Genomic DNA, 21190 nt, shown 5'->3' on the forward strand with positions numbered 1-21190 from the left:
GACAGGCTCGCAGCCGCCAGCGCCCCGGTCGGTGTCAGCGAGGCCACCCACATTGCTGTCACTGATCCAGTGACCGCGATGAACGGCATGAGCCAGGCCGCCACCGCCAGCGACCACTGGCCCTGTAGAAGCCTCTCGATGACAAAGGGGTTCCACACCGCCACCGTCATCGCGGCGGCGCGGGCGAAGGGCGACGTGCCGAGCCGGTATCCCGCCCATGCCGCCGCGCACGCCGCCCCGACAACGATCAGGCGCACCGCAAGGACGGGAAAGACCAACTGCGACAGCACCGCGTCTTGGGGCACGTTGCGCGCCGGTAGGTCCCCGAACCCCAAGGACGCGTGGGTGAGCGCCATCTCGGGCAGCACCACCATGTCGCGCAGCGCGAACGCCTCGCCGGGCACCATGAAAGGCCAGGTCACCGCTACAACGAGGACAGCGGCCCACGCGCCCAGCCAGCTACCGGCGCGCAACGGCCACCGCCGCCCACGCGAGCGCGACCGCGCTACGTTGCGGGTGAGAGTTCTTAGAACTGTCCGCACACCGAGTGTATAGCTCACTCACAGTCCAACCCCTGCCTTAACCCATCTTGTAGTGCATCGACCTTCTCAATTCGGCTCTGCAGCGGGGCGCTTGGGCCGCGGCCTTCGAAGAGCTTGTCCGCGAGGTGCGGCCCCTGGTGCTGTGCAAAACGCTGCAGAAGCTCCGCGGTTCTCTCTTGCCCCAAAGTCTTCGCGATCTCACTGCCCAATACCCATGCCGTCATAACGGCGACAACCCCGAAGTTTTCGTCATCATCGGGAAACAGATCCCACAGGTCTTGCCTGGATTCGTACCAAGTTAGCACCAGTGCGAGATCGGATGCGTCCTTGTAAACACCTCCGGGCGCACGGTCGAACCAGGCGTGGAGTTTAAGCGCCGCGAAACCGGGATAGGACGGTACCCGGATACACAGTCCATCACCGAAGTCCCTGTGCTCAGCGGAATCAAAAACCTCCTTGAAGCAGCTGACGTTGAAGCGTATGCCATCGACTGGTGAAACTTCACCAGGAGGATTCTCCACAGCACCGAAGGGAACGACATCTGAACGCATGCCGTCGACGCAAATCTCCTGCCAGGGTCGGTCCTTGGTGGAGAAATGCTCCTTCAACCTGGCGAAGGATTCTAAGCCTTGCGCCGCCATGGCCAGATCGACATCGCGCGTCATCCGCAGCGGGGTCTCGCAGGAAAAATCCGCGTGGAGGATATCGCGGCATTTCGCCCCGATCAGCATGAAATTGTCCACATCGACCACACCGGAGATTCCCTTCAGCACCCGGCGGACATCATCAGCGTCAGATGTCATCTGACCCTCCGAGGTCCCCGGCGATCCTCGTCTCCAGCTCTCCAGCGATTTCCGATACCCGCGGGTCGCCGACTGACCGAAGATCTGCCAGTACCACGATCGCAGGGGCGACAGGCCACGACCAAGTGGACTGCGTCAACGCGGAGGTGTTACGAGTCCGTGGGCTCCAGAAAGAACTCCTGATCACCACATTTCCTTGTGGATCAGCGCGCAGCCGGGCGCTTTTAACAATGCGGGCCATTTCAGCGGGGTTCTCGACGTAGAAGTGCGCGCTCTGCCCTCCCAGGATTTCAGTTGAGACGGCTGGTTCTCCACTTATCCACCCAAGCGGCGGACCTTGTTTGAACAGCTCGGTATCTCCCGACCCTCGAAACAACTCCCGGCGTGCACCGAGGCCGCCGGCGTAGGAGTGTACCCAGGCGTCAATGAGGCCCCTCACGTTGGCGAAACGGTAGAAAGCTGGTTCGCCTTCGAGGTAGCCCGAATCCACCAATAGGGAAAGAGTCTTATGGGCTGTTGCGACGGACGTGCACGCTGCCGAGGCGAGCTCCCGGATGGGGGCTCGAAGCAGTTCTGGTGTGGTAATCAGGGCCGCGCTGACTTGCGCTCGTTGGGGCGTGAAGAGGGAGGCCGTTCCCCGGCGCCGCCGCGATGAGCTCACCTGGCTGTTGCCGGCGGTCGTTCTTCCCCTGACATCGATATAGAGGTTTGGCCGGTTGATGTAGCAATTTCCGCGGCCATCGGCGAAAGCCTGGTCGAGTTCGCGAAATCGCTCCGCAACCCGGGGCGTAATTGCAGGTGCGAGGAGAATTTCGTGGGAGGCTACCCTGGTTTGGGAAGAGGGTTGCTGGTCGGGGTTTTCTTCATACCGGATGTGGAAAGTTGCGCCTTCTCCGCTGATTTCCAGCAGCGGCTTGCCCTCGGAGAGGATTATCCGGAGTGGCACGGAAGCGCTGGCGAAGTTGTCATTCCATTTCTCCCAGTTCACGTGGTCCATGGTGCTCATGGTAGCAGTCGTTTGCTATTGACGAACGTTTAACAAAAGTGAACGTTCGACTTTTTGGAACGGCGGCACCGTGCGGGTACAACGAGGACAGCGGCCCACGCGCCCAGCCAGCTACCGGCGCGCAACGGCCACCGCCGCCCACGCGAGCGCGACTACCGCAATAAAGCGCGTCACCCACGCAAGTACCTGCAGTCCCCGCAGCACATGCACCTCCGCCGCGGCCCGCTGCCACGCCACATCGCGGGATTGCTCCGACATGCGGTACAGCCCCGCAACGGGGCCCTCGCGTACCGTCCACGTCTCGTCCAGGACCTCACCCGTCCTGACCTGCAGGTCGATGATCCGCTGCGCCTCGTAGCCCGGCGCGGTGATGTTGGCGCGGTACTTGTACGTGTCCAGGCCGCCGACGCTGCCCGGGCCGAGGTAGTCGAGCCGCGCCGGGGTGTCGAACGTCCCGGGCGCGAACGGGTCGGAATAGGGGTAGGAGATCCGCTCTGGGCGGTAGGGAAACACGTAGGTCAGCCCCGCCCGGCCATCGACGGGCAGGGCGGTGCTGGCGTGGACGGTGTAGGAGTCAGCCAACTCGTTCCCGCCGAGCACGGTCATGGCGTTGATGACAACCTGGCCGGACTCGGGGCCCTCGGACGTCGAGAACCTTTTCGTCAGCTCCGCCGGTCCATCGAAAGTGACCACGGAGGTCTCCCCGGGGTGGATCGTGCGCTGCTGCGCGATCACCACCGGCGAGATCAAGTTCAGGACGAAGCCGGCGACGAGCACCACGAGGCACTTCGCTAACGTCCGCCTGACTCCTACACTGTTCATATCGCTAACACTCTACTTCCCGAGCTCGAGGGCTTGCGCGCTGTCGCCGCCCTCGGCATCGTCGTCACGCACGTCGCCTTCCAGACCGCGACGTACCACCCGGTGCTGGAGCGCTTCGATTACTTCGTCGCGGTGTTTTACGCTTTGTCGGCGTTCCTGCTGACGCGCGGGGGACAGCGCCCGGGGTACTACCGCCGTCGCCTAGCGCGGCTCGCGCCTGCCTATCTCGTCTGCGTCGCAGTGGTTCTGGCGACGCTGCCGGAGCTGGCGCACATCTCGCCGCCGCAGGTTCTGGCGCAGGTCTTCATGGTGCAGATCTACCTTCCCGACGGCCTCGTCGCCGGGTTGACGCAGATCTGGTCGCTCTGCGTGGAAGTGGCCTTCTACCTGGTTTTGCCCCTGTACCTGCGCTTATCGACGCCCCACCGCACGCTCACCCTCGCCGTGACGATCCCCCTGTCACTGGCGTGGCCGTGGGCTATTGCGGGTGTTACGGCAGTGAACATGCAGATCTGGCCGCCGTCGTACGTGCTGTGGTTCGCCGTCGGCCTCATCCTGGCGGAGCTGGAGCGGATCGGGGTGAGCTACCGCGGCCCCCGCCTGCCATTCGCACTTGTGGCGCTACCCGTTGCGTGGTTCGCGGGTGTCGTGGGGCCGGCGGGGTTGGAGCACCCCTCGCCGGCGGAGTTCAACGCGCGCGTGATCCTGGGCGCCCTGTTCGCGGCGCTGGTGGTTGCGCCGTTTGCCCTCTCGCCGCGCGAGGATGGCGTACTGGCTTCGAGCGCGATGCGACGTCTCGGGAGGTGGTCGTACTCGATCTTCCTGTGGCACGTCTGGGTGCTGTCGTTTGCCTTCCCGCTGCTCGGGGTGCCCGTCTTTGGCGGGCATTTCGCCGCGGTGCTGGTATTTACTGTGGCGTTTAGCGTGGCCGTGTCCTACGTCTCCTACGAGCTCGTGGAGGTGCCGGGTGCGCGCTGGGTCACCTCCCGGTTCCACCGAAACTCGGACACCCCTAACCTGGTCCGAGTTTCGGTGGAACCGGCGCACTCTTAGGCGTCCGGGTTTAGGGGGAAGGGGAGGGCAGCGCTAGTCGTCGGGAAACGCCAGCGCCGCGACGGCCACGCACCCGGCGAAGAGCACCAGAACGGAAGAACCCGCGTAGTTCTCCCCCGGCCACGGGGCGCGCGCCAGCCACAGCCCCATGAAACCGGCGGCGCCGGCGCTTAAGCCCCACGCCGGGATGGCGGTGAAGCGCCGCACAGTCCACGCCAGCGCCACCGCAACCGCGCCGGGAACAAGGCCCACCGCCAGCGCCGTGAGCAGCGGGGATATCGGCGTCGACGCGGAAGACGGAGTGAAGCGCGAGATGGTGCGCCACCGCACCCACAGGCACAACGCCACGGTGAGTAGAGAGACCACGGCGCCGAGCAGCAGGCTCCACCGGTACGGAGCGTCGCCGGCAAAGCGCATCTCAAACGTTCCGCTCACACCCGGCGGCACGCGGAAGGCCTGCATGCCGGCGTCGATACGCACCGGCTCCAGCTCGACTCCGCCGACGCGTGCGCGCAGCCCCTCGTTGAAGCCGCGCGCGGTGAGGATGAGCTGCTCGCTTGTCGACGCCCCCACCACGCCCCCGAAAGTCTCCGCGCGAGCCGTGGGCACCTCGCCGCGCGTGATGGTGATGGTCTCGGCGTCGGTGACTAGCTCGTGCGCCCCGGCGGGGAGGAACACCTCGCCCTCGACCGCCTCGCCGTCGATGGTGGCGGGTGCGCTTAAACGCCACGTCGCGTCGGCGGCGGTGGTGAACCGGCGCTGCAACACGTCGGTGTGGGGGAGCAGGCGTTGGAAAAAGTAGGTGTCGGCCGTGCCGGGGACGTCGACAATGCGGCGCACCCCGGTGTCCAGCTCGGCGATCCCGACCGGTTCCGTCAGCTCGATGCGCACCGTGTCGCCGGGGACGCTGACCGTGCGCGGCTCGCCCGCTTCCAACGTCAGGTCCCGGGTCTCGGAGCCGGATACCACGCGCACCACGGTGGAGTCGGTGGCGGTGATGGTGACGCGCCCGCCGGAGACCGTCGAGCTAATCCAGCCGAGATCACCCGGCGCGGGCCACCAGGCGGTGTCCTCCAGGCCGTCGAAGGCGGCGGTGAGCGAGCGCGAGGGATCCGCCCCACCGAAAGCAGTGGCGTCAGCGGCCGAGCTCGACGCCGAAGCGGTGCCGCCCGACATGTCCACCCCGACGCGCGTGCCGGCGGAGGGGTAGTCCGGCAGGCGGTTGCGCACGTCCGCACCCTCCTCGGGAGAGGCGAGGTGCGCCGAGACGGCCGAATCGAGGGTGCCGTAGTTGCGCACCGCGGCGGCCGGGGTGTCGGTGACAATCTGCGCCTCCGAATCCACCAGCTGGGCGGGGAAGTAGCCGTAGCGCTGCCACAACAGGGCCAGCACCTCGCCGCCGCCATCGACGCGCACGGGCGCAGCGGAGGTCACCATCATGCCGCGCTCGGGGGAGATGAGGTGGATCTCCACGTCGCCGAAGGCAACTTCAGGCTCGCCCGGCCACCGGCCACGCGCGCCGGAGTCGAGATCGCCGCGCACGACCACCGCGCCGACGCCGATGGAGCGCAGCGCGTCGGCGTCGAGGGCCTCCATCTGGCCGTCGAGGCCGCGGATCGCCTCCGGATCGACCAGGGGGATCGCGTCGCGCACGGCAAAGGGAACGTGTGCGACGGCCTGGATCGGCTCGTCGCGTGTCCACCCCCACGTCTGCCGCGCGAAGGACGCCGGCGGGATGACCACGGTGCGGGTTGCGCCGACGTGCTGGTCAAGCCAGTGCCCCGCGGCAACCCAGTCCGGGGACACCTCCGACCACGTGCCGGTCGGCAACAGCCGCAGTGACCACGCCGGGGCCACGGCGGCGGCAACCACCAGAGACACCGCCACCACACCGGGGGCGCGCACCTTCGAAACAACCCAGCCCACGCCCAGCACCAGCGGCAGGCGCACCAGCGGATCAAACTTGTGTAGGTTGCGAAACGGGGCCAGGGGGCCGTCGTAAAGCGAAGTCAGAAAGTGCGCGGTGGCCAAGATGGCCACCCCAAGCGAGAACACAACCACGAGAAAGCCGCGCCAGGGCATGTCCGCGCGCGCCAGTCCGGCCAGCCCGAGCGCGGCGACGGCCATGGTCGCCAGGACGAAGACCGGCTCCGAAACCAGCAGGAACCCGGCGGTGCGCTCGGTATCCACAAACGGCGCCCAGCTCGTCGTGCCGCGCAACACCTCGGCCAGGTTGAGCCAGTAAGAGGTGACAAACGCCGACTCGATGAACTCGGTAAACGGCGGGGAGTAGCGCCCCAGCACCAGCAGCGGACCGAGCCACCAGGCGCTGACAAGGACGCAACCCGCGACGTAGAGCGCCGCGCGCGAGAACTCGCGGCGCCACACAAGCAGCACGAACGCCGGCAGGCACGCCGCGATGGTGGCCGCGGCGTTGACCGCGCCCATCAGGGCCACCGCCACCAGCGCGGGCGCGACCTGCGGGCGCCGGTTGAGCAGCGGCAAAATGGTCCACGGCACCAACGCCACCGGCCACGCCTCGGAGGAAATCGCCGTCAGCGTCGTCACGATGCGCGGGCTCAGCGCGTAGAGCAGCGCGGGTATCACACCCGGCACACCCATGCGCCGCGCCACGGCGAGCGTGCCGGAGTACGCGATGCACAGCACAAGCACCCACCACAGTCGCTGCAGCACCCAATCAGGCAGTGGCAGCAGGAAGAACGGTCCCTGCGGAAAGAGGTAGCCGTAGGCCTGGTTCTGAATCTGGCCGAGCGTGAAGTGATCCGTCCACGCGCGCGTCGCCGAGGCGAGGAACGCGCCGGGGTTGTGGGTGAGGTTGAACTTGGTGTCCGCCGCGACTTGGCCCGGCGGCTGGGCGAAGGAGACGAGTGCCAGCGCCAACCAGCCGAGCAGGTGGGCGGCGGAGGGGTGATTCAGGCGGGCGCGCACGCGGGCGCCTACTGGCGGGAGCCGTACTCCGGGCCACCCAGCACGGCTTGGTCGGCGGTGACCGCGTTGCCCGCCGGGACCGTGGACTGCCCCGAGAACGCGGCGATGCCGATCACACCGATGGCGCCGAGCACGACACCCACCACGGCGCTGGCAAGCACACTGGTGGTGGCGCGGCGCGGAGCGGAGGCGGCCCCTGTGGCGTCAATGGCAACTGCGCTAGACATGGTGACCAATCGTAGCAGCCTTGCCGTGGCAGGTAGAGTAAGTGCGCGTCACGGGAGGAAAGGAGGCCGCGGATGGGCCGAGTGCGCATCGCTGTGGCCACGGTGACGTCTTCGGCCCTGGTCAGCACGGTGTTGGCGTGTGCGCCGGCGCCGCACGTGGTGGAGACGACGCTGACGGTGACCTCCACGCAGACTGTAACCAGCACGGCCCCGCCGCCCCCGCCGAGCGCCGCGCAGCGCGTCCCGGACGACCTGCGCGCGAAGGTCGCCTCGCTGATGGTCGTCGGTGTAGCCAATTACGACCAGGCCCGTTTCGCCCTCGATCAGGGCGCCGGCGGGTTGTTCATCCCCTCGTGGGCGGACCCGGCGCTGCTTGTCGAGCCGGGCCGCGACATCAACGCCCTGCGCGCCGAGTACGACCGGCCGTTCTCCGTCGCCGTGGATTTCGAGGGCGGGCGAGTGCAGCGCCACACGCAGGTTTTCGGGCAGTGGATGCCGCCGCGCGCGCTGGCCGGGCAACCGGACGAAGTAATCCAGGGCTCCGGCTACGACATCGGCCGCTCGCTGCGCGAGCGCGGCGTCAACGTCGACTACGCCCCGCTGCTTGACCTCGACGTCACCGGCCTCAACATCATCGGCGACCGCTCCTTCGGCGCGGAGCCGGGCGACGTGGCGCGCGTCGGCGGGCTGTTCTCGCAAGGGCTTATCGACGCCGGCGTGACCCCCACCTTCAAGCACTTCCCCGGCCACGGCCGCGCCACGGGGGACACGCACCTGACGCTGGCCACGACACCTCCCCTCGACGTGCTGGAGGGCTCGGACATGCAGCCTTACGCAGAGGTGCTGCCTTCCCGCCCGACGGCGTCGGTGATGATGGGCCACATGATCGTGCCGGGCCTTGGCGGCGGCGACGTGCCCAGCTCCTTGAACCCGGAGGCCTACCGCATCCTGCGCGAGGGCGATTACCCGGGCGGCGAGCCCTTCGACGGGGTGATCGTCACCGATGACCTGTCGGGGATGCGCGGCATCACGGACTACCGCCCCACCCCGGAGTCGGTGCGCGACGCGATCGCCGCCGGGGCGGATCAGGCACTGTGGTCATCGGGGGAGGACCTCGTGGCAATTATCGACCTGGTTACCTCGGCCGCCGCGGACGGGACAATCGCGCCCGAGCGCATCGACGCCGCCGCGGTGCGCACGCAGCAGCAGTTAATCGATGTCGGGCTCTAAGGTAATCTTGTTGAGGTGACTACGGTAAATGCAACAGGTGCCCGCGGTGGGCGCGGGGTCAGCACCGGGAAGATTCTCCTCGGTGTGCTGCTCGGTGTGCTCGCGGTGCTGCTCGCGATCTACCTCGCCGACCTCGCAATGAACCGCGGGAACGTGCCGCGTGGCACCGCCGTCGGCGGTGTCGAGATCGGCGGCATGAGCCACGACGAGGCCACCGCGAAGCTCGAAGCAGAGCTCGGCGAGACGGCGAGTAACCCGGTGACGGTGAAGGCAGCGACGCAAAGCTCGCAGCTCGTGCCCGCCGAATCCGGCCTCGGCATCGACTGGGAGGCGACCGTAGCAAGCGCGGGCGAAGAGTCCGCGAACCCGTTCACTCGCCTCGCCGGGTTGTTTCGCACACGCGAAGTCGACATTGTGTCGACCGTGAACGAGGCCGCTCTCACCCCGCAGCTTGAGCGAGTGGCCGGCGAGTTGCACCTCGACCCCGCCGACGGCGCGATCGCCATCGACGGTGGCGAGGCGAAAGTGACCGAACCGGTGCCGGGCCAGGAGGTTGACAAAACCGAGCTGTTCGAACGTGTCACCACCGGCTGGCTCAACCCCGACGGTGTGGAGGTCGAGCCGCGCGAGATCGAACCCGCTATCGGCGACCAGGCGATCAAGGAAGCCTTAGACGGGCCGGTTAAGGCGGCGCTGTCCGGCGCCTTGACGCTGCACGGCCGCGACGGCATCGACGGTGTCATTGCCCAAGAGCGCATCGGCGAGGTCGTCCAGTTCCCCAACGTCGACGGCAAAATCGCCCCCGAGGTGAACGTGGAAAACGCCCAGGGCATCTTGGGCGAGCAGCTCGCTGCGACCGAGACGCAGATGAAAAACGCGCGCGTGCTGCCCGGCGGCGGGGTGGAACCGTCCGTCGACGGCTCCATTATCGACTGGGAGGCCGCGATGGACGGTTTCGACGAGCGGTTGATCGGTTCCGCCGAGCGCACCTGGGACGCGCAATACAAGGCCCGCCCGGCCGACTTCACTACAGAGGAAGCCCAACGTGCCACCTTCGACGAGGTGGTGGGAAGTTTCACCACCGGCGGGTACAGCGGCGCATCCGGCACGAACATCGCTACGGTGGCCCGCGTTGTCAACGGCGCAATTGTCAACCCCGGTGAAACCTTCTCGCTCAACGGCTACACCGGCGCGCGCGGTGCCGCGCAGGGTTACGTCGAGTCGGTCATCATCGAAAATGGACGCCCCGGCAAGGCAGTGGGTGGCGGAATCTCCCAATTTGCCACGACCTTGTACAACGCGGCTTACTTTGCCGGCATGACGGATGTCGCCTCCACCCCGCACTCCTACTACATCTCACGCTACCCGGCTGGCAGGGAGGCGACCGTGTATGAAGGGGCGATTGACCTGCAATTCCGCAACGATTCGCCCCACCCGGTCAAGATTTCCACGAGCGTCGGGGGCGGCGAGGTGACGGTGAGCCTGATGGGCACCAAGACCGTCGAGGTGGAGTCCATCAACGGAGGGCGCTGGGCCTACACCTCGCCGAAGCCCGTGACCGTCACCAGTGGTGACTGCATTCCCTCGGGCGGGGCGCAGGGCTTTACCACCTCCGATACCCGGATTGTGCGTGACCTCAGCGGCAATGAGATCAGTCGCAACACCTCCACCACGGTCTACGACCCGCAGCCGATAGTGCGCTGCGAGTAGCGCGCCGCGCTAGTAGGTCACGTCGCGGGTGCCGAACATGTCGAGGTCCATCGGGCACGTGTCGTCGCCAAGCTCACGTTCGATCAGCGCGTTGAGCTTGGCCAACAGCGTGGCGACTAACTCTTCGTCGTAGCGAGGGTGCTCCGGGTTGCCCAGGTTTTCCAGCTCATTAGGGTCCTCCACCAGATCGTGCAGGGACACATCCGAGGTGGCGTAGAGCTCCTCAACCGTGGACGGGGTGCAGTACTCTTCCGGTGAGAACCAACGCACCAGTTTGTAGAGCCCATCGACGACCGCGCGGAAGAAGGATCGGCGCGTGAAGTCGGGCGCGCCGAACTTCTCACCCGCTTCGCGCATCTTTTCCTCGCGCAACTCTGTGTCCAGCGGCAGGTCCACCAACTCGCCGAGTGCGCCTGTCACAGCCCACGCCGGGTCGAGTTGGTGCAATCCTTCCCACATCAACAGCGCACCGTCACCGGGCTCGCTGGCGCTGCCGCGCGGCGGTACCGTCGAGGTTGGGTTGGTCAGCACTGCGGAGAGGTTGCGGCCCGGTAGAGCGGGGTAGCGTCTAGTGCGGGTGGCGTCGTCAAGCCCGGCAAAAGCGAGGGCGGTGGGCACGAGATCGATGTGCGAACCGACAGCGGTGCTCTCGACGCCCTGCGCCCCGCCGGGGACCACGGCTGTCATATTCACCACGGTCGCCTCGTCGAAGTGGATGCCACCCTTCTGCGTCTTGCCGTGGGCGCCGTTCATCTCGCCGTGGTCGGACGTGAAGATGACCACCGTGTTGTCCCACAGGCCCTGGGCGGTGAGCTCGTCGAGGATCTTGCCGAACTCGGCATCGACAAGGCGCATGCAGTTAATCAGGTAGTTGCGACGCTGCTTCCAAATATCGGCGCGGCCCTTCGGCACGTCGGTGTAGTTGAGCTGCGCGAACTCCTTGTAGTTGTGCGGGCCTAGCGGTTGCTGCGCCATGTCGTCGTCGACCGATTCCGGAAGGGCAGGGTCCCACCAGCGCTCGAGCTTCGCCATGGGGGCAAACCGTGCAGCTTCGGGCGCATCACGCCATTTTCGTGGCCCAGCTCGTCCTGATCCGCCAGGTAGTACATAATGTCGTGGGGGTTGACCATGAATGAGATTAGCAGCCAGGGCTGGTCCTTCGGTGCTTTATATCGCAGCCAATCGACTGTCTCCATCGCAACCGTGCCGTCCTTGACCTGGCCCTCGAGCGGGCGGCCCCAGTTGTCACCCCAGAGCTGGTAGTCGGAGAAGCCGAACTTCTCGAGCACCTCCGAGGTGCCAAAGCCGGTGTCCGAGAGGTGCCACTTGCCCTTGAACGCGGTGTAATAGCCCTGTTCGCGCATCATGTGCCCGAGCGTGGGGGTGTCCGGTGTCAGCGGCTTGATCCAGGCGAAGTCCGTGTTGTCCCACGTGCCCAGCGTTTTCGCGTGCTGGCCGGTCCACATCGCGGTACGAGACGGTGTGCACTGCGGAACCGTGCAATAGTGTTGATCGAGGGTGACGCCTTTGTCCATCAGCGACTGCAGTGCGGGAAGCTCGACGTCGTCGGGAAGTTCCATGCGCATGTCTCACTGGTCCATGCAGAGAATGAGAATGTGGGGTTGTGTCATGCCACCCCATAGTATCGACCTTTACGTTGCTATTTTTGGGCATAGGGGCGGGTGATGCCGCCGGGCATGTCCGCTTCAAGGGGTTCTAAGAACGCAATGGCGGAGTCGTTGCCCAAGCGAGTAGCGAGCTTGAGCAGCACAAACATCATCAACGTGTTGCGCTGCGCGGTGGCCAATGCACCGAGCTGAGCGTGGTTCGTGTTGCCCTGGCCAGTACCGTATCCCATGTAGAAGGCGATCAGAAGCACGACGACACCGATGATGATCGCGATCCACAGGTCAACGTCCGCCATCTCGGGCAGGTAGCCAATGATGGTGAAGATGAGCAGCCCGTAGAGCGCCAGGTTAGAAATCTTCGCCACCCAGGGCTGCATGGTCGCCGCGAGCTTTTCGACGCCAACGTGGCAGACCATGCCGAGCGCCAGCGGGAGGATCATCTGCAGAAGTAGCGGCTGGGCGATCTGCCACACGTCGACCTCGATGCCGTCGATAAGGCGTGGCAACAGGAAAGGCAAAAAGCCGACGGTGGAGACCATGAGTACCATCTGTACGGTCGCGCCGGCAGCGATGTCGTTGTCGCTTTCCTGCGTTAGCTTGATAAGCAGCGGGGCCCCGGCGGCGCAGGCGAACAGGATCAGCGCCGCCGAGTACGGCGCGCCGATGCCGGTGATGATGATGAACAACAGCATCACACCGGGCACGACTAGGAAGTTAGCCACAACCATGCGGGTGAGAAACTGCCAGTCGCGCAGGTGCTTGGCAATGCGCGCCGGGTGCTGGGTAAGGCCCACGTTGAACATGCTGGTGAGTATGAAGAGCGTGGTGAGCGTACTCGCTAAGGATTGGAAGAACTCAAACATGGGCTGACCTCGCCACTGGTAGGGTCGCTGACATGGCCAGGCTGACAAAGCTAATCGACGTCGCGCCGACCACCTTTACGGCCGGGTCTAACGATTTCTACCCTGAGGAGTCCCCGCAGCGAACAGTCCGCGTCGACGCGTTTGCGCTGGAGGCCGACCCCGTCACCAATGCCCGATTCGCACGGTTCGTCCAAGAGACGGGCTACGTCACCGTGGCCGAGCGGGTGCCATCCGCGGAGGAATTCCCCGGCGTCGACCTGGAGCTGCTGGTCGCGGGCGCGCTGGTGTTTCAGCCCACCACGGGCCCGGTGGACCTGCGCGACTGGCGGCAGTGGTGGCGCTTCGAGCCTGGGGCGTCGTGGCGCGCGCCGTACGGGCCGTCCGGCGTGAGCCACGAGGACATTCCGGATCACCCGGTGGTCCAGGTGGCCTAGCCGGATGCCGTGGCGTACGCGCGGTGGGCGGGGCGCCGGCTGCCGACCGAGCTGGAACTCGAGTGCGCTGCCCGCGCCGGGCGCGCGGCAACCACCTACGTCTGGGGTGAGGAGTACGCGCCGGACGGGATCGTCCGCGCCAACACCTGGCAGGGTCGCTTCCCCTACGACAACCAGGGATGGGGTACGACGTCGCCGATGGGCCAGTTCGGCCGTAACCCGTGGGGTTTTTCTGACCTGATTGGCAACGTGTGGCAGTGGAGCTCGACCTACTACGCGTCCGGTGCGGCGCGCGGTGTCGTCGAGCGAGCCGGCTCGTGCTGTGCGCCGTCGTCAGCCCTGGATGAGGCGCGCCGCGTGGCGACGGCTCCGGGCGAGACCTACCCGCGCCGGGTGGTCAAGGGCGGCTCGCACCTGTGTGCGCCCGAGTACTGCCACCGCTACCGCCCGCCCGCGCGCCAAGGCCAGTTGGGGGACTCTGCGACCACGCATATCGGGTTCCGCTGCGCGGCGTAAGTGCCGGTGTTACTGCGGGGTGTGGGCCTCGCGCTCGAGTCCCCACCGCGTCAGCTCGGCGACGTTCGGGTCGCGCGGCAGCAGCGAGTGGATCACCGGGGCGAAGCCCGGGTAGGCCTTTTCCAGGTCGATGTTGATCACGTCCGCCCCGTCGACGCTGTCGAGGATGGACGCCTCGTTTGGGGTGACCGTGCGGTCGGCCGGGGTGTAGATCGAGGTGTAGACCACCCGCGGGTCGGAATCGGGCAGGTCCCCGATCTCCTCGAAAAACGGCGAGCCCGCCAGCTGCTGCAGCGCGCTCGTGCTGGCGACGGCCTCGGCGATGCCGGGGCGGCGCTGGATAAACGGGATGACGCGCTCGGCCAACCCGCCGATGTCGGTGCCGTGGAAGTTCGCCCCGATGGCCACGACGCGGCGGACGTTCTCGGCGCCGCCGCCGGCGATGTAGAGCTTGGTCAGCAGCCCGCCCTGGGAGTGGGCAACAATGTCGACCTTGTCTGAGCCTGTCGCGGCTTTGACCCTTTCCACGTTGTCGGCGAGCTCGCGAACGAGGTCGTTGAGGTCGCCGAAGCCGTGCAGTACGGGGATGATCGCGGCCAGGCTCGCGCGATCGTTGGTGCCGTAGTCGAAGCCCCACGTCCAATAACCGTGTTCGCGCAGGTACAGGGCGTTGACGGTGAACGTGTTCGTGGCGCTGGTGAACCCGTGGACATACAGCACCGGGGTCGGGTGGGAGGGTGAGAAGTCCGGGTCATTAAACGGTAGCTCGGGTCGCCGCGTGGCGCCGATGTAGATGCCAGCGGCGTACATTCCCAGGAGCGCGAGGTGGGTGAGCTTCATACCTAAAGCCTAGTGCCGCGGGGGCGCGATGAGCTAGGCGTCGATGTAGGTGCTCACCAGGAAGCGGTTGATGTCGGAGCGGTTGATCACGCCGACGACATGGCCTGCGTCGTCGACCACGGGGGCCTTCTTCAGATGCCGGTCCGCGAGCACTGCGGAGATGTGGCCGAGATCGTCGTTGACGTTGACGGTGATGACCGGCTCCGTGGCAATGCTCGCAACCCTCCGGTCCAGCACGGCGGAAACATCCGTGGAGAACTCGGGGGAGTCCTCGTTCTTCAACAGTGCGTACGGGGTGGTGAAGGCGGGCACCGAATCGCTAATGGCGTTGAGCACGTCACCGTCGGAGACGAAGCCTCGCAGCGTCCCGTTCGTGATCAGCGGGGCGCCGGAGATGCGGTTGGACACGAACAGGTGCAGGGCCTCGCGGATCGTGGCGTCGGGTGCGAGGTGGTAGACGTCGGTCTTCATTAGGCGGCTGACCAGGGAGTCCGGGGCGACCGGCGTTGCTTCCGTGCGCGGGGCGTCCGCGGTTGCGCGCGTGCCGGTGTAGCCGAGCACGGCTGCGGCAAGGGCCAGGGCGAACAGAACCGCGCCGACGAGAAAGAACCCGGTGTTGGCGGTGTCAGTGCCCTCACCGCGGGCAAGAACCGCGCCGTAGATTCCGGTGGACAGCCCGGTACCGAGGCAGCCGGCGATCTGGAAGCTGGTGGAGAAGATCGTTACGCCGTCCGGGTTGAGCTGGCGGGGCAGCGAGCCCAGCGCGAAGGACTGCACTGGGCCGATGGTCAGGGCAGAACCCACGATCGCGGGGATGTAGACCAGGGTGATCATCCACAGGGCGTCGACACGCATGGTGTACGCGGTGGCGAGCGCGAAGATGGCCATCAGCGTCATGCCGGCGGGCAGCAGCCAGCGCGCGCCGTGCGCGTCGTAGATGTTACCGGCGATGGGGCCGAACACGGCCGCGCACAAAATCGCGGGGAAAAGCACGAGCGAGGCGGTCAGCCCCGAGGTGCCCTGCACGCTTTGCAGGTGCGTGGGCACGAGGATGTTCATGGAGAACACGATGATCAGCGCGACGACGTTGATGACCACGCCCGCGGTAAACGGGAAGACCCTCAGCGGGGCGAGGTTGATCAGCGGGTTGGCAATCGTGCCCTGGCGCTTAACGAACAGCCCCAGCGCCACCGCGCCGACGAAGAATGCGGCGGCCGCGGTGAACTTCGCCGGGCCGAAGATGGTGGAAATGCCGTAGAGCAGGCCGATCAGGCCGATCGCGACGAGTACGAGCGAGGGGTAATCCAGGCGCGCCTTCTCGGACTCGGAAATGTTGTACACCGTGGCTGCGCCGACAACGAAGACCAGCGCGGATAGCGCGGTGAAGGCCCAGCACAGGGCGCGCCAGTTGCTGTCGGTCAGCTCCAAAATGAAGCCCGAGGCCAAGATGGCTATCGACGGCCCGAGGGTGGTCATGGAGCCCATGATTCCCATGTACTTGCCGATCTTCGGCTTCGGGGAGACCGTGAGCGCGATCATCACGCCGATCGGGACCAACAAGCCGGTGCCGATGGACTGGATGATGCGCCCGGCGAGCAAGAAGGGGAAGTTCGGTGCCAGCGCGGTGACGATACCGCCGATCAACAGTGTGGATGTGGTGGCGAGGAAGAGCGGTTTGGTGCCGAAGCGGGTGATAAAGAACCCGGCGGTGGGCGTCATCACGGCGGCGCCGAGCATGTAGGCGGTGGCGAGCCACTGCACGGTGGGCACGGTGACGCCGAGATCAGCCATGATCGGGGTGAACCCGACGTTGAGGAATGTTTCGTTGAAAGTGGCGATGAACGCGGCGAGCGCGGCCGCCACCATGATGAAGCGCGAACCGCCGGTGTGGCGGTGGGGAACCGAAGCAGACATGGAACCTCTTGTGACGTGAGAAGACGAGTTACTGACCAGTGGCTTCGGTGGCGTCATCAGGTTTACGCGCGTGGTGCGCTACATGTCTCGTGTTCCAGGCCGACACTCAACCATAGCGTTTTCAAATTTTCGCTGCTAATTGGGGCTTGCGTGCGCGGACGGTGTGCGCGGCGATGAAGGTGGTGATCGGAACCGCCAGGACCAGCGAAATCGCGCCGATCGCCGAGCGGATCAGCTCGGTGGCAACCACGTCGGAGGACAGCGCCTGCATCAGCGGGCGGTCGGAGACGCTCAGCAGCATGGCCAGCGGCAGCGCGGTGCCCAGGTACGCCAGCACGAGGGTGTAGACCATCGAGGCGATGTGGTCGCGGCCGACGCGCAATGCCGCGGCGAAGGTGGAGCGCGCCGAGGACTCCGGGGAGGCGAGGAAGAGTTCGTGGACGGTGGAGGATTGCGCGATGGTGACGTCGTTAAGCACGCCGAGCGCTCCAATGATGAAACCCGCCATGAGCAGCCCGGGGACGGATACCTCAGGCAGGTAGAGGTGGATGAGCAGGTTGTCCTCGTTGCCCAGGCCGCGCAGTTGAGAGGTGTCCACCGCGACGTTGCCTAGTACCGCCGCCAGCGCCATCGCGGCCAGTGTTCCGGCGAGCGCTGACGCTGATTTCCAATTGACGCCGTGAACCAAAAACAGCACGGGGAAGAGGATCGCGGCGCCGGCAGCCATCGCCACCGCCGTGGGGTCGGTGCCGCGCAGCAGCGCGGGGATGAGGAAGCCGAACACGACCAACCCGGTCAGCACCAGCCCGACGAGGCCCAGCAGGCCGCGCAGGGCGCCGATGGCCACGATGAGTATCACCGCCACGGCGATCCACAGCCAGATTGCCTGGCTGCGCTCCATGTCCAAAAGCGTGTAGGTGGTGGTGTCGCCGTCGGTGTTGGTTGCCAGGGTGATCGCGTCGCCGGTGGCTAGGGTGGATTCCCCGGGCAGCCCGGAGCTTGAAAGAAGTGTGCGTTTGCCCACGTCAGGGCCGGATGTCAGCTTGACGATGGAGAGCTCGCACACCGGCTCGTCGGCGATGGTGCCCAGCGGCACGGGCTGCGGGGTGGCGGGGCGAGGTTCGCCCTCGAAGACGCGCCCCACGTCGGGGGAGGAGCAGGGGCCCTGGCGGTGGTCGATGACGGTGCCGTTGACCGCGTCGGCGGCCATGGATTGGGACTGCTTGAAACCCGGCCCGGGGGTGGGGGCGGGCCCGGTCGGTCAGAGGACGGCGAGCGCGACAAGTGTCGCGACGAAGGCTGCGACGAGGACCCCGGCGAGGATGAGCCGGGCGGTAGAGCGTGTGCGCGGCGGCATTATTGTTGCGTGCTTTCCCATGCTGATAACCGTAGTCGTTAATGATGCGGGTTCCGCGAAGGCGCTAGACTCTGACGCGCGTAAGGGAGGGCGTATGGCAAAGACGGTAGCGAAGGTTTTTGGGGTAATTGTCGCCGCTGCTTAACGACGGCCCCGAGCGCGACGCGCACCAGTGGCTGGTTGAGCGTGGGTGCCTGGGTTAAGCTGCACTAGACCGAGCTGTCTGTTAGGGTGGTCGGTGCGATCAAGAAGTTCGACGCTTTTTCGGGTCTCCCGGCCCGTCGACTAGCAACCGCGCAATCGCGCACGGTGCTCCCGGGGGAAGATCGGCCGGCGACGCGACCGCGCGCCGGAAGTGCGATATTTCTAGGAGATTTCCATGTCCGACGACATGTCCATGTTCTTTCCCGATGACCTGCCCGAAGATTGGGTGCCAGTGAGGATGTAAAACCTCAACTCAACAGAGGTGACGTTCTCTTCAGAGATCGAAGTTGTGGCGAGGGCGTTTGCTACTGAACCGGCCGCGCTGAACTTCGCCACCTCACTCACGCGAAAGTTTGACTATTCTCCCGCCCGAAACGCCGTGCGGTTCGACGATGGCGAGGTTGTCCTCCTGCCGCAGCCAAATGGCGAACGTGTGCAGGTCACACCCCGCGAATGCGACCTGCTTTCCCGGGGCCATCTCCCCTCCATCGCCGGCATCCGAGGCGCTTCCCGAGTCCCGGCCGCCGATTGGGTGCCGGTCGAGATCATCGAAGTGGATGGCAACCGGGTCACGCTTAGCACCCCAGAGGAAACACTCGATGTCTACAACCACTTCGTGCTGGACCACGATGATGCTGTCGCGTACCACCCGCGGTTCAGTTTGTTGCAAGGTAAGAAGCGGCCCAACGGCAGCCACGCAATTTTCTGGGTCTCGCCGACGCCGATCGCGCCGTGCACCGCGTCGCAGAAGTACCCGACTCTGCCCTGTGACCAGGTTCAGGTGATGGAAGGGCATACGGTGGCGTCTGCTTCCTAGAGGGTATGCGCCGTCCTCCGGTAGTCGGATGGTGTGGTCCCGAACGTAGCGCGGAACTCGCGCGTGAAATGCGATTGATCCGCGTATCCCATGCGAACGGCGATGGCTCCCACCGGCGCCGGGGTTGCGCGCAGCTCATGGGCGGCATCTTGAAGCCGCCGGCGCCGGATTATGGCTAGGGGCGTTAACCCTACATGCTTCGCAGTGAGCCGGTGCAGTGTGCGCACTGACACATGCGCGGCGCCTGCCCACTCCGTGACGTTGCGGATCGGGGGATCAGACTCAACTCGCTCCATCACTGCGTTGGCCAACAAGCCATTGCTACTTACGGGCCCAACTGTGCTGGTCAGCCAATGTTCAAACGCGCAGAAGGCTGCCTCCACGTCAAGCTTTACGACGCTTTCCCCCACATCCTTGAGTAGTCCCGGGGCGGCCAATGCACGGTAGCTATCGCGGTATCGTGCGGGATCTCCGACCACTGCGGGAACTGCCGCGGGTTGCAAAAGCGCGGCGACGGCCCAGCCACTGCCTTCCAACGTTCGGGTGGAGCTCTTCGTTGTGGGCCCGGATATTCCAACCATGTGGGGCTCAACCACCACGTTTGAAGATGGAAAGGCCAAAATTTGTTGCGTCGCCGATTGCCCATGTGGAAGGTCCCACGAAGAGAACCACCACCAGCGAACGAGCCCGGAAATGCTCTCGGCGGGGGCGAGTCGTCGGAAAGCAACCGGCAGCAAGTCCGGCCTGAGTACTCCCCGCTCCGCGCGAGATAGCGGATCATTCATGGCACAAATATACAAGCGAGCGTCGCTTGGGCCCTCTACTTTGATTTTCATGACCGATAACACCACGCCAGCCGATGGCGCGCACACCACAAACGGCGTGCCACACGGATACTCCACTATCACCCCCTTCTTGGCCGTCACAGACGCGAAAGCGGCACTGGATTTCTACGCTTCAGTCTTCGACGCGAAGATCATCACCGCCATGACAAACAACGAGGCAGTGGTCCATGCAGAAATCCAATTCGACAATGGGCGACTCGAGCTGGGCGAAGCGTCCTCTGACTACAACACCGTTGCTTCTGAACCAGAGTCGGATACGGTGGCATTCTCCCTAGCTTTGTACTGCACGAACGTGGATCGGGTAGTTGAACTGGCCATTGCCCATGGAGCCACACTTCGCGAGCCAGTGGCCTACTTCGCCTCCGGCGATCGCTATGGCAGTATTCGTGACCCCTTCGGGGTTCGGTGGACGATCATGACGCGCGTCGAAGACTTGAGTGACGAGGAGTCTGAGCAGCAGGTCAAGGAATGGATGGAAACGCTTGGCTAGCTCTAAAACTGTCGGCCGCAGCCTGTGGTCATGTCGGGGGGGGTTGGGTCACCAATCTCACCGCCACTGGTACAGAAAACTTTTAAGTCGGGGCTGGTGTGGTGAGGGGGTCGCGGCAAAAACCGCCACCGACTGAAGAAAACCGGCGCCCCAGCTTAAACAGCCAGGGGGCCGGTTTACCACTTTTGCCCGTGTACTCAGAAAATTGGAGCCGGCGACGAGAATCGAACTCGCACTCTCAGCTTGGGAAGCTGATGTTCTACCACTAAACTACGCCGGCAGCGTAAAACGTAAAACACAGTGGAAAACACTGTAGCACCGGTCAAACCCCGAACGTAAAACCGCTGACAGCTAGACTTGCAGGCGTGCTTTTATCCGACCATGACATCCGCGCCGCCATCGATTCGGGCCGCTTGGCCATTGAGCCGTACGACTCGGAGCTCGTGCAGCCGTCGTCGATTGACGTGCGTATGGACAGGTTCTTCCGCGTGTTCAACAACTCGCGCTACACGCACATCGACCCGAAGCAGGAGATGCCTGACCTGACCACGCTGGTCGAGGTGGCAGACGGCGACGCGTTCGTCCTGCACCCCGGCGAGTTCGTGCTCGCCTCCACCTTGGAGACGTTCACGCTGCCAGCCGACCTCGCGGGCCGGCTCGAGGGGAAGTCCTCGCTGGGCCGCCTGGGCCTGCTCACCCACTCCACCGCCGGTTTTATCGACCCCGGCTTTTCCGGACACATCACGCTAGAGCTGTCGAACGTGGCCAACCTGCCGATCACTCTGTGGCCCGGCATGAAGGTCGGTCAGCTCGCGCTGTTCCGCATGTCCTCGCCGGCGCAGACGCCGTATGGCTCGGGGAAGTTGGGCTCGAAGTACCAGGGGCAGCGCGGCCCCACTCCATCCCGCGCGTACTTGAACTTCCGCGACTAGAGTAGCGC

18 protein-coding genes, 1 tRNA gene, 2 pseudogenes and 1 riboswitch are annotated in these 21190 nt (G+C 65.4%); of the genes and pseudogenes, 7 read left to right on the forward strand and 14 right to left on the reverse strand.

Annotated features, from left to right (window positions below):
* The 4 genes and pseudogenes from HMPREF0298_RS12460 to HMPREF0298_RS07085 form a co-directional block, all read right to left on the reverse strand.
* Window positions 1-422 (reverse strand): annotated as a pseudogene (locus tag HMPREF0298_RS12460) (hypothetical protein); the annotation flags it as partial.
* Window positions 423-556: 134 nt separating this feature from the next.
* Complete coding sequence (locus HMPREF0298_RS07075; RefSeq protein WP_006840455.1) at window positions 557-1345, reverse strand: hypothetical protein; 789 nt, start codon at window positions 1343-1345, stop codon at window positions 557-559.
* Complete coding sequence (locus HMPREF0298_RS07080; RefSeq protein WP_169304967.1) at window positions 1335-2342, reverse strand: type IV toxin-antitoxin system AbiEi family antitoxin; 1008 nt, start codon at window positions 2340-2342, stop codon at window positions 1335-1337. The genes HMPREF0298_RS07075 and HMPREF0298_RS07080 overlap by 11 nt, the downstream gene beginning before the upstream one ends.
* A 120-nt stretch (window positions 2343-2462) precedes the next feature.
* Entirely contained in the window at window positions 2463-3173 is a 711-nt protein-coding gene (locus HMPREF0298_RS07085; protein ID WP_006840457.1) for a DUF3068 domain-containing protein, read from the reverse strand.
* 33 nt (window positions 3174-3206) lie between these two features.
* On the opposite strand from HMPREF0298_RS07085, the gene HMPREF0298_RS07090 reads away from it, so the two are divergent.
* Window positions 3207-4226, forward strand: coding sequence for an acyltransferase family protein (locus tag HMPREF0298_RS07090; RefSeq protein WP_006840458.1), 1020 nt, complete (start codon window positions 3207-3209; stop codon window positions 4224-4226).
* Between the two features lie 33 nt (window positions 4227-4259).
* Here the strand turns inward: HMPREF0298_RS07090 and HMPREF0298_RS07095 are convergent, their stop codons facing one another.
* Both HMPREF0298_RS07095 and HMPREF0298_RS07100 read right to left on the reverse strand, forming a co-directional pair.
* Window positions 4260-7175, reverse strand: coding sequence for an alpha-(1->3)-arabinofuranosyltransferase domain-containing protein (locus HMPREF0298_RS07095; RefSeq protein ID WP_006840459.1), 2916 nt, complete (start codon window positions 7173-7175; stop codon window positions 4260-4262).
* 8 nt (window positions 7176-7183) lie between these two features.
* Window positions 7184-7402, reverse strand: coding sequence for a DUF2613 domain-containing protein (locus HMPREF0298_RS07100; protein WP_083789539.1), 219 nt, complete (start codon window positions 7400-7402; stop codon window positions 7184-7186).
* A gap of 72 nt (window positions 7403-7474) precedes the next feature.
* On the opposite strand from HMPREF0298_RS07100, the gene HMPREF0298_RS07105 reads away from it, so the two are divergent.
* Both HMPREF0298_RS07105 and HMPREF0298_RS07110 read left to right on the forward strand, forming a co-directional pair.
* The gene (locus HMPREF0298_RS07105; protein WP_006840461.1) at window positions 7475-8632 is read left to right on the forward strand and encodes a glycoside hydrolase family 3 N-terminal domain-containing protein; all 1158 of its coding nucleotides are present in this window, start codon (window positions 7475-7477) and stop codon (window positions 8630-8632) included.
* Window positions 8633-8770: 138 nt separating this feature from the next.
* Entirely contained in the window at window positions 8771-10342 is a 1572-nt protein-coding gene (locus tag HMPREF0298_RS07110; protein WP_083789540.1) for a VanW family protein, read from the forward strand.
* Between the two features lie 9 nt (window positions 10343-10351).
* On the opposite strand, the gene HMPREF0298_RS11595 is transcribed toward HMPREF0298_RS07110, so the two are convergent.
* The 3 genes from HMPREF0298_RS11595 to HMPREF0298_RS07120 form a co-directional block, all read right to left on the reverse strand.
* A complete protein-coding gene (locus tag HMPREF0298_RS11595; protein ID WP_006840463.1) occupies window positions 10352-11374 on the reverse strand; it encodes a sulfatase-like hydrolase/transferase in 1023 nt (340 codons plus the stop codon).
* Window positions 11299-11922, reverse strand: coding sequence for a sulfatase-like hydrolase/transferase (locus HMPREF0298_RS11600; RefSeq protein WP_169304968.1), 624 nt, complete (start codon window positions 11920-11922; stop codon window positions 11299-11301). Before HMPREF0298_RS11600 ends, HMPREF0298_RS11595 begins: the two co-directional genes overlap by 76 nt.
* An 80-nt stretch (window positions 11923-12002) precedes the next feature.
* Window positions 12003-12833, reverse strand: a complete 831-nt coding sequence (locus tag HMPREF0298_RS07120) for a bile acid:sodium symporter family protein (RefSeq protein ID WP_006840465.1) — start codon at window positions 12831-12833, stop codon at window positions 12003-12005.
* A 32-nt stretch (window positions 12834-12865) separates the two neighbouring features.
* Here HMPREF0298_RS07120 and HMPREF0298_RS07125 point away from each other — a divergent pair.
* Window positions 12866-13783, forward strand: a pseudogene (locus HMPREF0298_RS07125) (SUMF1/EgtB/PvdO family nonheme iron enzyme).
* A 9-nt stretch (window positions 13784-13792) separates the two neighbouring features.
* Here HMPREF0298_RS07125 and HMPREF0298_RS07130 read toward each other — a convergent pair.
* The 3 genes from HMPREF0298_RS07130 to HMPREF0298_RS07140 form a co-directional block, all read right to left on the reverse strand.
* Entirely contained in the window at window positions 13793-14623 is an 831-nt protein-coding gene (locus HMPREF0298_RS07130) for an esterase/lipase family protein (RefSeq protein WP_006840468.1), read from the reverse strand.
* 33 nt (window positions 14624-14656) lie between these two features.
* Window positions 14657-16537, reverse strand: a complete 1881-nt coding sequence (locus HMPREF0298_RS07135; protein WP_006840469.1) for an MFS transporter — start codon at window positions 16535-16537, stop codon at window positions 14657-14659.
* Window positions 16538-16658: 121 nt separating this feature from the next.
* Complete coding sequence (locus tag HMPREF0298_RS07140; RefSeq protein ID WP_006840470.1) at window positions 16659-17747, reverse strand: YibE/F family protein; 1089 nt, start codon at window positions 17745-17747, stop codon at window positions 16659-16661.
* A 389-nt stretch (window positions 17748-18136) separates the two neighbouring features.
* A riboswitch (SAM riboswitch) is annotated at window positions 18137-18258 on the forward strand.
* A 102-nt stretch (window positions 18259-18360) separates the two neighbouring features.
* On the opposite strand from HMPREF0298_RS07140, the gene HMPREF0298_RS07145 reads away from it, so the two are divergent.
* A complete protein-coding gene (locus tag HMPREF0298_RS07145) occupies window positions 18361-18915 on the forward strand; it encodes a hypothetical protein (RefSeq protein ID WP_006840472.1) in 555 nt (184 codons plus the stop codon).
* On the opposite strand, the gene HMPREF0298_RS12960 is transcribed toward HMPREF0298_RS07145, so the two are convergent.
* A complete protein-coding gene (locus tag HMPREF0298_RS12960; RefSeq protein WP_083789534.1) occupies window positions 18912-19751 on the reverse strand; it encodes a helix-turn-helix domain-containing protein in 840 nt (279 codons plus the stop codon). The two genes, HMPREF0298_RS07145 and HMPREF0298_RS12960, sit on opposite strands and share 4 nt — an antisense overlap.
* On the opposite strand from HMPREF0298_RS12960, the gene HMPREF0298_RS07155 reads away from it, so the two are divergent.
* Window positions 19750-20250: a VOC family protein gene (locus HMPREF0298_RS07155; RefSeq protein WP_040422818.1), complete on the forward strand. Its 501-nt coding sequence runs from the start codon at window positions 19750-19752 to the stop codon at window positions 20248-20250. The genes HMPREF0298_RS12960 and HMPREF0298_RS07155 overlap by 2 nt on opposite strands.
* A gap of 206 nt (window positions 20251-20456) precedes the next feature.
* Here HMPREF0298_RS07155 and HMPREF0298_RS07160 read toward each other — a convergent pair.
* Window positions 20457-20530 (reverse strand) — tRNA-Gly (locus HMPREF0298_RS07160).
* Window positions 20531-20615: 85 nt separating this feature from the next.
* Between HMPREF0298_RS07160 and dcd the strand changes: the two genes are divergently transcribed.
* Window positions 20616-21182 (forward strand): dCTP deaminase, encoded by a 567-nt coding sequence (dcd, locus tag HMPREF0298_RS07165; RefSeq protein ID WP_006840475.1) that lies wholly within the window; start codon window positions 20616-20618, stop codon window positions 21180-21182.
* Window positions 21183-21190: the final 8 nt, after the last annotated feature.

Source organism: Corynebacterium lipophiloflavum DSM 44291 (assembly GCF_000159635.1).
GTDB lineage: Bacteria > Actinomycetota > Actinomycetes > Mycobacteriales > Mycobacteriaceae > Corynebacterium > Corynebacterium lipophiloflavum.